This is a genomic window from Novosphingobium bradum (assembly GCF_042646485.1).
GTDB classification, from domain to species: domain Bacteria; phylum Pseudomonadota; class Alphaproteobacteria; order Sphingomonadales; family Sphingomonadaceae; genus Novosphingobium; species Novosphingobium bradum.
On the sequence record NZ_JBHRTQ010000004.1, the window covers coordinates 44,828 to 58,622 of the forward strand.

The 13,795-nt window shown below is 66.8% G+C and carries 16 protein-coding genes; 3 read left to right on the forward strand and 13 right to left on the reverse strand.

The window, feature by feature from the left end; translation table 11 throughout:
* Nucleotides 1-10: 10 nt before the first annotated feature.
* The 8 genes from ACFOD9_RS03690 to rpsL form a co-directional block, all read right to left on the reverse strand.
* Entirely contained in the window at nt 11-316 is a 306-nt protein-coding gene (locus ACFOD9_RS03690; protein WP_379508740.1) for a 50S ribosomal protein L23, read from the reverse strand.
* Nucleotides 309-932 (reverse strand): 50S ribosomal protein L4, encoded by a 624-nt coding sequence (gene rplD, locus ACFOD9_RS03695; RefSeq protein ID WP_379508741.1) that lies wholly within the window; start codon nt 930-932, stop codon nt 309-311. Before rplD ends, ACFOD9_RS03690 begins: the two co-directional genes overlap by 8 nt.
* Nucleotides 933-935: 3 nt before the next feature.
* A complete protein-coding gene (gene rplC, locus ACFOD9_RS03700) occupies nt 936-1,688 on the reverse strand; it encodes a 50S ribosomal protein L3 (RefSeq protein ID WP_379508742.1) in 753 nt (250 codons plus the stop codon).
* Nucleotides 1,689-2,008: 320 nt separating this feature from the next.
* Entirely contained in the window at nt 2,009-2,320 is a 312-nt protein-coding gene (gene rpsJ / locus ACFOD9_RS03705) for a 30S ribosomal protein S10 (protein WP_047820271.1), read from the reverse strand.
* A gap of 131 nt (nt 2,321-2,451) precedes the next feature.
* A complete protein-coding gene (gene tuf / locus ACFOD9_RS03710) occupies nt 2,452-3,642 on the reverse strand; it encodes an elongation factor Tu (protein ID WP_379508743.1) in 1,191 nt (396 codons plus the stop codon).
* A 122-nt stretch (nt 3,643-3,764) separates the two neighbouring features.
* Nucleotides 3,765-5,837: an elongation factor G gene (gene fusA / locus ACFOD9_RS03715; protein WP_379508744.1), complete on the reverse strand. Its 2,073-nt coding sequence runs from the start codon at nt 5,835-5,837 to the stop codon at nt 3,765-3,767.
* A gap of 100 nt (nt 5,838-5,937) precedes the next feature.
* Nucleotides 5,938-6,408, reverse strand: coding sequence for a 30S ribosomal protein S7 (gene rpsG / locus ACFOD9_RS03720; protein WP_379508745.1), 471 nt, complete (start codon nt 6,406-6,408; stop codon nt 5,938-5,940).
* Between the two features lie 93 nt (nt 6,409-6,501).
* Nucleotides 6,502-6,873 (reverse strand): 30S ribosomal protein S12, encoded by a 372-nt coding sequence (gene rpsL / locus ACFOD9_RS03725; RefSeq protein ID WP_379508746.1) that lies wholly within the window; start codon nt 6,871-6,873, stop codon nt 6,502-6,504.
* Nucleotides 6,874-7,340: 467 nt separating this feature from the next.
* On the opposite strand from rpsL, the gene ACFOD9_RS03730 reads away from it, so the two are divergent.
* On the forward strand, nt 7,341-7,601 hold the full coding sequence (locus tag ACFOD9_RS03730) for a hypothetical protein (RefSeq protein ID WP_379508747.1): 261 nt from the start codon (nt 7,341-7,343) through the stop codon (nt 7,599-7,601).
* 140 nt (nt 7,602-7,741) lie between these two features.
* On the forward strand, nt 7,742-8,017 hold the full coding sequence (locus ACFOD9_RS03735; RefSeq protein ID WP_379508748.1) for a glycine zipper 2TM domain-containing protein: 276 nt from the start codon (nt 7,742-7,744) through the stop codon (nt 8,015-8,017).
* Nucleotides 8,018-8,049: 32 nt separating this feature from the next.
* Here ACFOD9_RS03735 and ACFOD9_RS03740 read toward each other — a convergent pair whose 3' ends face one another.
* From ACFOD9_RS03740 to ACFOD9_RS03750, 3 genes are all read right to left on the reverse strand, one after another.
* Nucleotides 8,050-8,835 carry a LysR family transcriptional regulator gene (locus tag ACFOD9_RS03740; RefSeq protein ID WP_379508749.1) on the reverse strand — a complete coding sequence of 262 codons (786 nt, stop codon included), beginning with the start codon at nt 8,833-8,835 and terminating at the stop codon, nt 8,050-8,052.
* Nucleotides 8,836-8,909: 74 nt separating this feature from the next.
* Nucleotides 8,910-9,308: a Co2+/Mg2+ efflux protein ApaG gene (gene apaG / locus ACFOD9_RS03745; protein WP_379509005.1), complete on the reverse strand. Its 399-nt coding sequence runs from the start codon at nt 9,306-9,308 to the stop codon at nt 8,910-8,912.
* Between the two features lie 105 nt (nt 9,309-9,413).
* Nucleotides 9,414-10,619 carry a trans-sulfuration enzyme family protein gene (locus tag ACFOD9_RS03750; RefSeq protein ID WP_379508750.1) on the reverse strand — a complete coding sequence of 402 codons (1,206 nt, stop codon included), beginning with the start codon at nt 10,617-10,619 and terminating at the stop codon, nt 9,414-9,416.
* A 124-nt stretch (nt 10,620-10,743) separates the two neighbouring features.
* Here ACFOD9_RS03750 and ACFOD9_RS03755 point away from each other — a divergent pair, with 124 nt between their 5' ends.
* Nucleotides 10,744-12,075 (forward strand): phospholipid carrier-dependent glycosyltransferase, encoded by a 1,332-nt coding sequence (locus ACFOD9_RS03755; RefSeq protein ID WP_379508751.1) that lies wholly within the window; start codon nt 10,744-10,746, stop codon nt 12,073-12,075.
* Nucleotides 12,076-12,131: 56 nt separating this feature from the next.
* Here ACFOD9_RS03755 and ACFOD9_RS03760 read toward each other — a convergent pair whose 3' ends face one another.
* The gene (locus ACFOD9_RS03760) at nt 12,132-13,331 is read right to left on the reverse strand and encodes a phosphoglycerate kinase (RefSeq protein WP_379508752.1); all 1,200 of its coding nucleotides are present in this window, start codon (nt 13,329-13,331) and stop codon (nt 12,132-12,134) included.
* A complete protein-coding gene (locus tag ACFOD9_RS03765; RefSeq protein ID WP_379508753.1) occupies nt 13,328-13,789 on the reverse strand; it encodes an MOSC domain-containing protein in 462 nt (153 codons plus the stop codon). The genes ACFOD9_RS03760 and ACFOD9_RS03765 overlap by 4 nt, the downstream gene beginning before the upstream one ends.
* Nucleotides 13,790-13,795 lie beyond the last annotated feature (6 nt).

Genomic DNA, 13,795 nt, shown 5'->3' on the forward strand with positions numbered 1-13,795 from the left:
GGTTCGCGCCTCAGATCCCGCTGGTCACGTCGATCGACTGGCCCGCGGCCAGGGTCACGACGGCCTTCTTCACGTCCGAACGCTTGTAGGGCTTGCCCTTCCAGCGCTTGGTCTTGCCCTTCTGGGTGAGCGTGTTCACGCCGACGACCTTCACGTCGAACAGCGCTTCCACGGCCGCCTTGATCTGGGGCTTGGTTGCCTTGTCGGCGACCTTGAAGACCACGGCGTTGTGCTCGGAGAGCAGCGTCGTCTTCTCGGTGATGTGGGGAGCCACGATCACGTCGTAGTGACGCGTGTCGATTGCGTCCTTAGCCATTGAAACGCGCCTCCAGCTTCTCGACAGCGGCGCGCGTCAGCACCAGCGTATCATGCTTCAGGATGTCGTAGACGTTGGCACCGATCGCCGGCAGCACGTTGATGCCGATCAGGTTGCGCGCGGCCTTGGCGAAGTTGTCGTTCACCGCGTCGCCGTCGATGACCAGGACCTTCTTGCCGAAGTTCGCCTTGGCGAGCTGGCCGGCGAGAGCCTTGGTCTTGCCGTCGACTTCGAGGTTCTCGACGACGACCAGGTTCGCCTGGGCCTTCGAGGACAGCGCCATCTTGAGACCGAGCGCACGGACCTTCTTGTTCAGCGAGATATCGAACTCGCGAACGCGCGGACCATGGGCCTTGCCGCCACCGATGAAGATCGGCGCCTTGCGGTCGCCGTGACGGGCGGTGCCGCCGCCCTTCTGCCGGCCGAACTTCTTGCCGGTGCGGGCAACGTCGGAGCGCTCACGCGCCTTGCGGGCGGTGCCGCGGCGGTTTTCCAGCTGCCAGGTGACGACGCGGTGCAGGATGTCGGCGCGCGGTTCGAGACCGAACACGGCATCCGACAGCTCGACTTCGCCCTTGCCGGCGCTGCCGTCGAGGTTGAGGACCTTGACCTTCACGACTTAGCCCTCCTGACCATCGGTTGCCTCGGGCGCCGCTTCGGGAGCGGGCGTGTCGGCAGCCGGGGTGTTGCTGTTCGCGGCCTGCTTGAGGCCGGCGGGGTACGGGGCTTCGCCGTGGCGCGAGACCTTGACGGCGTCGCGGACGAGCAGCCAGGCGTTCTTCGAGCCGGGCACCGAGCCCTTGACGAAGATCAGGCCACGCTCGTCGTCGGTGCGGACGACCTCGAGGTTCTGCTGGGTGCGCTGGCGATCGCCCATGTGGCCGGCCATCTTCTTGTTCTTGAAGACGCGGCCCGGATCTTGGCGGTTACCGGTCGAACCGTGGGCACGGTGGCTGATCGACACGCCGTGGGTGGCGCGCATACCGCCGAAACCCCAGCGACGCATGGCGCCCTGGAAGCCCTTGCCCTGGGTCTGGCCAGTGATGTCGACGAGCTGGCCGGCAACGAAGTGCGAAGCGGCGATGGTCGAACCAACGTCGACCACGGCATCGTCGGCGACGCGGAATTCGGCGACCTGGGCCTTGAGCGACACTTCCGCCTTGGCGAAGTGCTCACGCTGCGGCTTGGCAACATTCTTCTGCTTGGCTTCGCCGGCACCGAGCTGCAGCGCGACGTAACCGTCACGCTCCGCAGTACGGACCGAAACCACCTGGCAGTTCTCCAGCGAAAGCACGGTGACCGGCACGTGCCGTCCGTCTTCCTGGAAAAGGCGGGTCATCCCCACCTTCTTAGCGATCACGCCGGTACGCATGATCCATTCTCCTCACAGAGGCCCATGGAGACCATCCCCATGGGCGTGTTCGGCCCGTAGTGTGAAGCGCGCCCCGTCCGGGCCGAAGTGCCACCATTTGCCCGAAGGCTCGCGGCGGCGAGACGGGGGACGCTGCCCGGCCTGGTGATCCGAGGATCGGCCGGAGGTATCCCTATGTCCGTGCGGTTTCCCGCAAAGTCCGGCTGGAGGCCGGAAGGAATGCGAACCCGAAGGCTCGAAACTCTTGGCCGGTAAGGTCCGGCCGGACCGTGGACGGTCCCGGATCAGGTCCGGGACTGCGCCCTCCCGCCCTTATCGGGTCAGGCCAGCTTGATCTCGACGTTCACGCCAGCGGCCAGGTCGAGCTTCATCAGCGCGTCGACGGTGGCAGCGTTGGGCTGCACGATATCGAGCAGCCGCTTGTAGGTGCGAACCTCGAACTGCTCACGCGACTTCTTGTCGATGTGCGGGCCGCGGTTGACCGTGAACTTCTCGATCCGCGTCGGGAGGGGAATGGGCCCACGGATCAGCGCGCCGGTGCGGCGGGCGGTTTCCGCGATTTCGCCGGTCGCCTGGTCAAGCACGCGGTGATCGAATGCCTTGAGGCGAATGCGGATATTCTGAGCTTCCATGTCCACTACCGATGAGAATGAGCAAAAACAAAGCTGACCGATCCGCCCTCTTCCATCTCGGCAAAGAGCGGAGCGATCAGTGAAAACCGGACCGGCGGGGAAGCGAATCCCCCGCCGGTGCGCGGCCTATATTACTTGGTGATCTTGCTGACAACCCCAGAACCGACGGTCCGGCCACCTTCGCGGATAGCGAAGCGGAGACCTTCGTCCATGGCGATCGGCGCGATCAGCTTGACGGCCAGGGTCAAGTTGTCGCCCGGCATCACCATCTCGGTGCCCTCGGGGAGAACGACCTCACCGGTGACGTCGGTGGTGCGGAAGTAGAACTGCGGGCGGTAGTTGGCGAAGAACGGCGTGTGACGGCCACCTTCGTCCTTCGACAGCACGTAGACCTCGGCCGAGAACTCGGTGTGCGGCTTGACCGAACCGGGCTTGCAGAGGACCTGGCCGCGCTCGACGTCTTCACGCTTGATGCCGCGAACGAGGGCACCGATGTTGTCGCCAGCTTCACCCTGGTCGAGCAGCTTGCGGAACATTTCGACGCCGGTGACGGTGGTCTTCTGGGTGTCCTTGAGGCCGACGATCTCGACTTCCTCGCCAACCTTGACGATGCCGGTCTCGACGCGGCCGGTGACGACCGTACCACGACCCGAGATCGAGAACACGTCCTCGACGGGCATCAGGAAGGGCTTGTCGGTCGGGCGCGGCGGCTGCGGGATGAATTCGTCGACGGCCTTCATCAGGGCGTTGATCGAATCCTTGCCGATGGCATCGTCACGACCTTCGAGAGCGGCCAGGGCCGAACCCGGGATCACGGGGATGGCGTCGCCGTCGAACCCGTAGGAGCTGAGCAGCTCGCGGATTTCCAGCTCGACCAGCTCGAGGATCTCGGCGTCGTCGACCTGGTCGACCTTGTTCATGTAGACGACCAGCTGCGGCACGCCGACCTGGCGGGCAAGCAGGATGTGCTCGCGGGTCTGCGGCATCGGGCCGTCAGCGGCGTTCACGACCAGGATCGCGCCGTCCATCTGGGCGGCACCGGTGATCATGTTCTTCACGTAGTCCGCGTGACCCGGGCAGTCGACGTGGGCGTAGTGGCGGTTGGCGGTCTCGTACTCGACGTGGGCGGTCGAGATGGTGATGCCGCGCTCGCGCTCTTCCGGAGCCTTGTCGATGTTCGCGTAGTCGGTGAATTCGGCGCCGCCGGTTTCGGCCAGCACCTTGGTGATCGCCGCCGTCAGCGTGGTCTTGCCATGGTCGACGTGACCGATGGTGCCGATGTTGCAGTGCGGCTTGTTCCGCTCAAACTTAGCCTTAGCCATTGTCCAAACCTTCTGTTCGATGATTGAGAATCTGCGGGAAGGACGGCACCCGCTGAAATCAGGCGCCGCCCCTAGAGTGATCCGCCAGCTTATGCAAGCCCGGCCTTACGCCGGCCCCCGCCTTAAGCCAGCTTCGCCTTCAGCTCGGTCGCGACGTTGGCCGGAACCTCGTCGTAGTGGTCGAAGAACATCGAGTAGTTCGCACGACCCTGCGTGAACGAGCGCAGCTGGTTCACGTAGCCGAACATATTCGCCAGCGGCACCATGGCGGTGACCGCCTGGGCGTTGCCACGGGTGTCGGTGCCCTGGATCTGGCCGCGCCGCGAATTGATGTCGCCGATCACGTCGCCCAGATATTCGTCCGGCGTGATCACCTCGACCTTCATGATCGGCTCGAGCAGCTTGATCCCCGACTTCTGGGCCGCTTCGCGCATGGCGCCGCGGGCACAGATTTCGAAGGCCAGGGCCGACGAGTCGACGTCGTGGTAGGCGCCGTCGTAGAGCAGGACCTCGAAGTCGATGATCGGGAAGCCGATCAGCGAGCCGGTGGCAGCGGTTTCACGGAAGCCCTTCTCGATCGCGGGGATATATTCCTTCGGAATGTTACCGCCCTTGATCTCGTCCTTGAAGACGAAGCCCGAACCGCGCTCGCCCGGGGTGACCTTGACCTTCACGCGGCCGAACTGGCCGGTGCCGCCCGACTGCTTCTTGTGGGTGTGATCGAGGTCGATCGGCTTGGCGAGGTATTCGCGGTAGGCCACCTGCGGCGCGCCGACATTGGCCTCGACCTTGAACTCGCGCTTCATGCGGTCAACCAGGATCTCGAGGTGGAGCTCGCCCATCCCCTTGATGATGGTCTGGCCCGATTCGTGATCGGTCGAGACGCGGAACGAGGGATCCTCGGCCGAGAGACGGTTGAGCGCGATGCCCATCTTCTCCTGGTCGGCCTTGGTCTTGGGTTCCACCGACAGCTCGATCACCGGCTCGGGGAATTCCATGCGTTCCAGGATGATCGGCTGCTTTTCCGAGCACAGCGTGTCGCCGGTGGTGGTCTCCTTGAGACCGGCCAGGGCCACGATGTCGCCGGCATAGGCGGTCTCGATGTCCTCGCGGTTGTTGGAGTGCATCAGCAGCATACGGCCGACCTTCTCCTTCTTGTTCTTCACCGAGTTCAGGTACGAGCCCTTGACGAGCGTGCCCGAGTAGATGCGGGTGAAGGTCAGCGAACCGACGAAGGGATCGTTCATGATCTTGAACGCGAGGGCCGAGAACGGCGCGTCGTCCGAGGTGGCGCGGCTGTCGGGCTCTTCCGTGTCGGGGTTGATGCCCTGGACGTCCTCGATGTCGAGCGGGCTCGGCAGGTAGTCGACCACGGCGTCGAGCAGGGGCTGGACACCCTTGTTCTTGAACGCCGAGCCGCACAGCACCGGCACGAACGCCTGGCCGAGCGTGCCCTTGCGGATCAGCGCCTTGAGCGTCGCCACGTCGGGCTCGTTGCCCTCGAGGTAGGCTTCCATCGCCTCGTCGTCCTGCTCGACGGCAAGCTCGATCAGCTGCGAACGGTATTCGGCGGCCTCGTCGGCCATGTCGGCCGGAATTTCCTCGTAGGAGAATTCGGCGCCGAGATTCTCATCCTTCCAGATGATCGCGCGCTGCTCGACCAGGTCGACCAGGCCCTTGAAATCGCTTTCCGCGCCGATCGGGAGATAGAGCACGGCGGGCTTGGCGCCAAGGCGGTCGATGATCGTCTGGACGCAGTACTTGAAGTTCGCGCCGGTGCGATCGAGCTTGTTGATGAAGCACATCCGCGGCACGCCGTACTTGTCGGCCTGGCGCCACACGGTCTCCGACTGCGGCTCAACGCCGGCCACGCCGTCGAACGCGGCAACCGCGCCGTCGAGCACGCGCAGCGAACGCTCGACCTCGATGGTGAAGTCCACGTGGCCGGGGGTGTCGATGATGTTGAGGCGGTGATCGTTCCAGAAGCAGGTCGTCGCGGCCGACGTGATCGTGATGCCGCGCTCCTGCTCCTGCTCCATCCAGTCCATGGTCGCGGCGCCGTCGTGGACTTCGCCGATCTTGTAGGACTTGCCGGTGTAGTAGAGGATGCGCTCGGTCGTCGTCGTCTTGCCGGCGTCGATGTGCGCCATAATACCGAAATTCCGGTACTTTTCGAGCGGATGGCTGCGGGCCATGGGAAGTTCCTTGGGAGCATGGGGGGAGCCGGTTCAGGCTCCCGCCCATATGGTTACGTTTGTGACCGTTTGAAGGCGGGCAGAAAATCCGCCGCCGCGCTTACCAGCGGTAGTGGCTGAACGCGCGGTTGGCGTCGGCCATGCGGTGGGTGTCTTCGCGCTTCTTCACCGCGTTGCCACGGTTGTTGGCGGCGTCGAGCAGCTCCGACGAGAGACGCGCCGACATCGTCGTTTCCGAACGGTTGCGGGCGGCCGTGATCAGCCAGCGGATCGCCAGAGCCTGGGCGCGCTCGGGGCGCACTTCCACGGGGACCTGGTAGGTGGCGCCACCGACGCGGCGGCTGCGGACCTCGATCTGCGGCTTCACGTTGTTCAGGGCATCGTGGAACAGCTGGATCGGATCAGCCTTGGCGCGCGTCTGCATGGTGTCGAGCGCACCATAGACGATCGATTCAGCGACCGACTTCTTACCGTCGAGCATGAGGTTGTTCATGAACTTCGACAGGATCTGATCCCCGAACTTGGGATCGGGCAGGATTTCCCGCTTTTCGGGACGACGACGACGAGACATCGCAAATTCCTTAATCTCTGGCCGGGGCGCTCAAACGCCTGCGCGGCCGAATAACCAGCATGGGGCAGCGGCGGACCAGGCCGCCGCACGGCCTCACTTCGGACGCTTGGCGCCGTACTTCGAACGCGACTTCTTGCGGTCCTTCACGCCCTGCGTATCGAGGACGCCGCGCAGCACGTGGTAGCGCACGCCCGGAAGGTCGCGCACACGGCCGCCGCGGATCAGCACCACCGAGTGCTCCTGGAGGTTGTGGCCTTCGCCCGGGATGTAGGAGATGACTTCGCGGCTGTTGGTCAGGCGGACCTTGGCCACCTTGCGAAGCGCCGAGTTCGGCTTCTTCGGCGTGGTCGTGTAGACACGGGTGCAGACGCCGCGCTTCTGCGGGTTCTGCTCCATCGCCGGAACCTTGCTCTTGGCCTTCTGCGGCTCGCGACCCTTGCGGATCAGCTGGTTGATAGTGGGCATGAAGTACTCTTCACCTTGGTTTGTGACAGCGCGCCAACACAAGTGAAGAGAATGCGGAACCCGCGAACGCGCCGAATGCGGGCCACTGCCCGACCGGTGCCTCACGAGCCGAAAACTCTCCACCCGGGCCAGAAAGCCGCCGGGTTACTTTGACGGCTGAGGCTCCAATCCTTCGACAAGCTCAGGATGGACAGACCCGCACCGGCAATGTTCAGCTCTACGCCGCAGACAGGACAGGCCTGTTGCGGAAGTCGGCGCCCTTACGGGGGATAGCGGGCAAGGTCAAGGGATTCGGTGCGCCCGCCATGGCGCGAGGCCCGTGCCGTCGCGGGAGGCCGGCCAGGCGCGGCGCGCCAGCCCGGGCCGCGATCGGGGCGAGGCGTGAAACGGGCGGCGCGCGCGGATCGTTGGGAAGGCGATGCGCGAAGGCAATCGACCTGTGCGTGTCCAGCCCCCGGAGAGAGACGATGAACCAGAACGACCGCAACCAGAACCAGCAGGGCCGCCAGGCCGGCCAGCAACAGAACCAGGGCAGCCTGCGCCAGCCGCAGCAGGGGCAGTCCGGCACCAAGGGCCAGCAGGGCCAGGCACCGGGTCGCCAGCAGCAGGGCGGCGCCAGCACCAGCGGGCAACCGCAGCAGCAGGCCGGCCACTCGGGCCAGCAGGGCAACAGCACCAAGGCCGCCAAGCCTTCCGGCGGCAGCGCGACCGACCGCCGCGACCGCTGACCGCGCATCCCGGCGCAAGCGCGGCGTCTCCCTTGCCGGAGGCGCCGCGCTTGCGTGAAGGGGCTTGGCCTCGGGCACCGGAACGGGCAAGCAGCGTTTCAGGGGGGCACGCAACACCACAAGTGGAGGAAATACCCTCGATGACCAGCAGACTGTTCAGCCGCGCCGCCATGGCCTCAACCATCGCCGCCCTCGCCCTCACCGGGGCCAACCCGGCCGAAGCGCGCGCCTGCAAGCGACTCAACAAGACCGAAGGCGCAGCAGTTGGCGCGGTGGCCGGCGGCGTGCTGGGCGCGGTGCTGACCGGCGGCACCACGGCCGGCGTACTGGTCGGCGCGGCGGCTGGCGGCGTGGGTGGCCACGAGATCGCGCGCACCAAGTACAACAAGCATTGCCGGCGCTATTACCGGCGGTGATCTCCGCGGGAAGGCCGCAAGGCCTTCCCGCCCTAGAGCGATAGCGCGGCGACCAGCGCCTTGACCTTCTTCTGGCGCCACTGCGGGGGCGGCGCCACCAGCCAGTAGCCGCGGCGGCAATCCTCGGCCTGGCCCAGCGCGGCGATGCGGCCGGCCTCGTGCCAGGCACGCGCCAGCAGTTCGGGCACCCGCGCCCGGCCAAGACCGGCGGCGGCGGCCGACAGCGCGAGGCCCGCGTCGGCCACGTGAACCGGCGGCTCTTCCGCGCCCTCGCCGCCCGGTTCCGGATCGCCCGGCCAGGCGATCCACGGCCCCTCGCCCACGGTCACCCGGCGCGCGGCGCCCAGGGCCACGCCTTCCAGATCACCCGGGCCTTCGGTCCAGCGGATCGCGAGATCAAGGTTGGCCTCGGTGAAATCGGCGTTTTCCGCATCGACCAGGGCATAGCGCACATCGGGATGGGCGGCGCGATAGGCAGCCAGGCGCGGCGCGAGCCATGTGGCCAGCACGTCGCGCGGGGCGGCGATGGTGAACACATGGCTGGCCTGGCCCGCCTGCATCGCGCGCACCGCATCCTCGAAATGGAGAAAGCCGGTTCGCAGCGGCTCCAGGCCGGCCGCGGCTTCCTCGGTCAGCTCCAGCCCCTTGGAGGTGCGGCGGAACAATACGACCCCGAGCAGATCCTCGAGCGCGCGGATCTGCTGACCGACGGCGGCCGGGGTCACCGCCAGCTCGTCGGCCGCCCGCGTAAACGACAGGTGCCGGGCGGCGGCATCGAACACGCGCAGGGCGTTGAGCGGCAGGTGCGTGCGCTTCATGGCTGCGGTCTAGTGCGGGGGACCGTTCGGGGCAAGCCGCGGCTTGGCGAAGCGGTGAGCGCGCGGGCTGCCGGTCAGCCCGCCGTGGCGGGTGCGGCCAGCGGGAAGTAGGGGATCGCCGCCTCGAACCGCGTGCCATCGGCCCGGCGGAAGGCGTAGTACCCTTCCATCGAGCCTTGCGGCGTGGAAAGCGGGCAGCCCGAGACATAATCGTGGCTGGCGCCCGGCGCGATCAGCGGCTGTTCGCCGACCACCCCATCGCCATCGACCAGCGAGACATGGCCCTGCCCATCGGTGATCCGCCAGTGGCGGGTGAGCAGTTGCACGGGCTGGTCCGAATCGTTCTCGATCCGGATGTGATAGACCCAGAACCACTTGCCCGCCTCGATCCGCGATTGCTCGGGAAGGAAGTTCACGGCCACCCGGACGGTGACCCCGTCCGTCAGCGCCGAATGCTGGAAGAGTTCCTTCATGGCCGACATGGGTAATCCTTTCCCTGCCCAGGGTGAACCCCCTTCGGCCGGATCGGGTTCCCTTTTTCCACCTTTTGGTGGCGTGCGCCCGCCGGTTCGCGCCGGTCAGAGGCCGGCGGCGGCGAGTGCCCGGTCAAGATCCTCGATCAGGTCCAGCGGGTCTTCCAGCCCGACGTTGAGGCGCAGCATCCCGTCGGTGACGCCCATCGCGGCGCGCCCTTCCGGCCCCATGTTGTGGTGGGTGGTGGTGGCCGGGTGGCACATCAGCGAACGGGTGTCGCCGATGTTGTTGGAGATGTCGATCAGCTCCAGCGCATCGAGCAAGGCCCAGGCCTGTTCGCGGGTGTCCAGCTCGAACGAGAAGATCGCGCCCGGCAGGCTCATCTGCTTCTGCGCGAGGGCAAACGCCGGATGGCTTTCCAGCCCGGGGTGCATGATCCTGGGCACGCGCCCTTCGAGGAAGCGACCCACCGCCAGGGCATTGGCGCTCTGCTGGCGCAGGCGCAGTTCGAGCGTTTCCAGCCCCTTGAGCACGACCCAGGCGTTGAACGGCGCCAGGTTCGGCCCGGTGTTGCGGTGGAACGGCAGGAGCTTGTCGTTGATGAACTGCGCCGAGCCGCAGACCGCGCCGGCCAGCACCCGCCCCTGCCCATCCATGAACTTGGTGGCCGAATAGGCCACCACGTCGGCGCCAAAATCCATCGGCCGCTGGATTACCGGCGAGCAGAACGCATTGTCGACCACGGTGGTGATCCCGTGAGCGCGGGCCAGGCCATTGACATGGGTCATGTCGACCAGTTCGAGCGTGGGGTTGGCCGGGGTTTCGTAGAAGAACACCCTGGTGTTGGGGCGGATCGCCGCTTCCCATTCGGCGTTCACCGTGCCGTCGATCACCGTTGCCTCGATGCCGAAGCGCGGCAGCAGGCTGTCGACCAGCCAACGGCACGAACCGAAGGCGGCCTTGCCGGCCACGACATGATCGCCGGCCGAAAGCTGGCAGAGGAGCGCGGCGGTCATCGCCGCCATGCCCGAGGCCTGGGCGCGGCAGGCCTCGGCGCCCTCCATCAGGGCGATGCGTTCCTCCAGCATGGCCACGGTGGGGTTCTGCAGGCGCGAATAGGTCATCCCGTCCTGCTCGCCGGCGAACCGCGCGGCGACCGTGGCCGCATCGTCGTAGGTATAGCCCGAGGTGAGGTAGAGCGCCTCGCTCGTCTCGCCATGCTCCGACCGCCAGGTGCCGCCGCGCACGGCCTGGGTGGCGGCGCGCCAGTTGCGGGTGATCGAGCGGTCCTGTCCGGTGGTCTTCTTCATGGGGGAGCGCATTAGAAGCGCCGGCGCGGATCGGCAAGGCTGTGCGGCAGAAGCAAAGTCCTCCCTGCGAGGGGAAGGAAGCCGGGTTGCCCCCGCCCCCCCCCTGCGGCTATCGCAGCCTCCGATGAGGGAGCTACTCCACAAGGCCCGCGCGGTGTTCCACGACGCCACCGCCCACCCCGTGCGCGATTCCGATCCGCAGCCCTGGTGCGCGGGGATCGCGGCGATCTTCCTCGCCCTGCTCCTGCTGCGCCTCGACGTCCCCGGGCGGATCTATTTCGACGAAGTCCACTACGTGAAGGCGGCCCGCGTCCTCCTGTCGATGGCCAAGCCCATCAACCCGGAGCACCCGCTGGTCGGCAAGGAGCTGATCGCCGCCGGCATCCTCCTGTTCGGTGATCAACCCTGGGCCTGGCGGATCATGCCGGCGCTGTTCGGCACGCTGGGCCTTTATGCCTTCAGCCGCGCCCTGTGGCTGGCCAGCCAGCGCCGCTTCGCCACGCTGGCCGGAACCCTGCTACTGGCCACCAGCTTCACCTGGTTCGTGGTCAGCCGGATCGCCATGCTCGACATTTTCATGGCCAGTTTCACCATGTTGGCGATGTGGATGCTGGCCGGGGCCGTGCGCGCCGATCGCGTGGGCACCGCGCGCTGGCGGCTGGCGCTGGCCGGCCTGTTCCTTGGCCTTGCCCTGGGCGCCAAGTGGAACGCGCTGGCCGCCGCCGCCCTGCCCGGCCTTGCCTTCCTCTTGCTGCGCCTGCGCCGCCATGGTCGCCATGCGCTGCTGGCCACCGAAGGCGCGCCCATTGCCGGGATCAGCCTGGCCGAGGCCGCGCTGTGGCTGGGCACCCTGCCCCTGCTGGTCTATTTCGCCACCTTCCTGCCGGCCTTCTTCTACGAGACCAAGGCGATCAACCCGCTCAGGATCGTGGAATACCAGGGCTATATGCTGAGGCTCCAGCACTCGGTGGTGAAGCACCATCCCTACCAGTCGGTGTGGTGGCAATGGGTGCTCGATTCCCGCGCGATCTGGTTCCTCTACGAAAACGTCGAGGGCGCGCAGCGCGGCGTGATCATGCTGGGCAATCCGCTGGCGATGTGGGCCGGCATCCCCGCGCTCGGCTGGGCGCTGTGGGCCGGGTGGAAGCAGCGGCGCCATGATGCGCTGGCCACCGCCCTGCTTTACCTGGCCTGCATCGGGATGTGGGTAGCCAACGGCAAGCCGGTGCAGTTCTACTACCACTACCTGCTGCCGGGCGCCTTCCTGATGGCCTGCCTGGGGCTGGCGCTGGATGCCCTGTGGCGCCGCGCCGATCGCTGGCGCTGGCTTGCCCCGGCCACGCTGGTCCTGGCCACCGCGCTGTTCGCCACCTTCTGGCCGATCCTCTCGGCCGCGCAACTGTGCTGCGGCAAGCCCAGCTTCCAGTGGTGGATGTGGCTGCCGGGCTGGCGCTGACATCCCTCATTCCCATGGCGAGGCCGGATGGCCCGCCACGGGATTGGTGATCCGGCTTACCCCTCGAGCGCCACCACGCCGGGCAGTTCCTTGCCTTCCATCCATTCGAGGAAGGCCCCGCCCGCTGTCGAGATATAGCTGAACTCGGCGGCCACTCCGGCATGGTTCAGCGCGGCGACCGTATCGCCGCCGCCGGCCACCGAAACCAGCGAACCTTCCTTCGTCAGCGCCGCCGCGATCCGCGCCAGGGCCACGGTGGCCGTGTCGAACGGGGCCATCTCGAAGGCGCCCATCGGCCCGTTCCACACCAGGGTGCGGCAGGTCTTGAGCGCATCGCCCAAGGCTTCGACCGCCTGCGGCCCGACATCGAGGATCATCTCGTCGGCCGCCACCTCGTGGACGTTGCAGGTGCGGACCGATGGCGGATTGGCCTGGAATTCCCTGGCCACCACCACATCATAGGGCAGGTGGACGGTGCAGCCGGCCTTGTCGGCATTGTCGAGGATTTCCTCGGCCGTGGCCTTGAGATCATGCTCGCACAGGCTCTTGCCGACATCGACCCCGCGCGCGGCAAGGAAGGTGTTGGCCATGCCCCCGCCGATGATCAGGTGATCGACCTTGGAAACGAGGTGCTTGAGCACGTCGAGCTTGGAGGAAACCTTGGCCCCGCCGACCACGGCGGCAACGGGCTTGGCCGGATTGCCCAGCGCCTTTTCCAGCGCCTCCAGTTCGGCCTGCATCGAGCGTCCGGCATAGGCCGGCAGCACGTGGGCCAGCCCTTCTGTGGAGGCATGGGCGCGGTGCGCGGCGGAGAAGGCATCGTTCACGTAAAAGTCGCCGTTTTCGGCGATCGCCTTGACCAGTTCGGGGTCGTTCTTTTCCTCGCCCTTCCAGAACCGGGTGTTCTCCAGCACGGCAATGTCGCCGGGGCGCAGGATGCCCACGCTCTGCGCGACCACCGGTCCGGCGATCTCGGGCACGAACATCACTTCCTTGCCGAGCACGGTCTGGAGGCAATCGACCACCATCGAGAGCGACTGGGTGGACACCCGTTCGCCCTTGGGCCGGCCGAAGTGGGCCAGCAGCAGCACCTTGGCGCCCTTGGCCGCCAGTTCGAGGATCGTCGGCGCGGCGGCGCGCACGCGGGTATCGTCGGTGACGGCGCCATCCTGCATCGGCAGGTTGAGGTCCACGCGCACCAGCGCGACCTTGCCGGTCACGTCGCCCAGATCGTCCAGTTTCTTGAAGGTGCTCATGTCTCGATCCTCACTTCATCCCCGACGGCAATTTCGCCGTCCGCGAGCACTCGGCCCAGTGCCCCGCCCCGCCAGTCCGGCAGGAGCGCGGCCTTGAGCCCACTCGTCATTTCTTCCATGCGGCTGCACGGATCGCATTCGCAGGTGATTTCTATCCGCAGGCTCGGCCCGATGGCGATGATCGGCCCGGCTTGGCGCGGAAGCCGCAGGCCCGCGACCAGCAGGTTGGCCCGGCGTTCCTGCCAGGGGACATCGGCCCCGAGGTCGGCCATGGCTGCGGCCCACGATTCCGCCTCGATCAGCGAAATCTGCCGCCGGCCCGACTTGCCTGGGAGAATCGCCCCGCGATAGTCGCCCGCAAGCCCCAACTCGCGCGTCACCCTGACGCGCTCGACCGTCTCCATCGGCCCGCGCGGCCGGTCGTGCCGCGCGATGCCGAGGAGACGGCCGACCGTCATCTCAGC